Origin of the sequence: Pseudomonas sp. 32_A, from assembly GCF_017490905.1 — a bacterium.
Lineage (GTDB): Bacteria > Pseudomonadota > Gammaproteobacteria > Pseudomonadales > Pseudomonadaceae > Aquipseudomonas > Aquipseudomonas inefficax.
In genome coordinates, this window is sequence record NZ_JAFGYI010000479.1 from 1 (window position 1) to 246 (window position 246).

Sequence of the window (246 nt, forward strand, 5' to 3'; positions counted from 1 at the left end):
GGTCAACGTGTTGTCGCTGGGGGTGATGACCCAGCCGGAACTGGCCGGGCTGCAGAACCCGTCGCTGGCTTCGGTACTGGAGCATATCGTCGGGCCGTGGGGCGCCTTGCTGATCAGTATCGGCCTGATCATCTCGCTGCTCGGGGCCCTGCTGTCGTGGGTGCTGCTGTGCGCCGAGATCATGTTCGCCGCCGCCAAGGACCACACCATGCCGGAGTTCCTGCGCCGCGAGAACGCCAACCAGGT

At 65.9% G+C, this 246-nt stretch carries 1 protein-coding gene; it reads left to right on the plus strand.

Annotated features, from left to right (window positions below; all coding sequences use genetic code 11):
• Window positions 1–246: amino acid permease (locus J5M58_RS27515; RefSeq protein ID WP_207880668.1), on the plus strand; the 246-nt coding region annotated here is incomplete at both ends.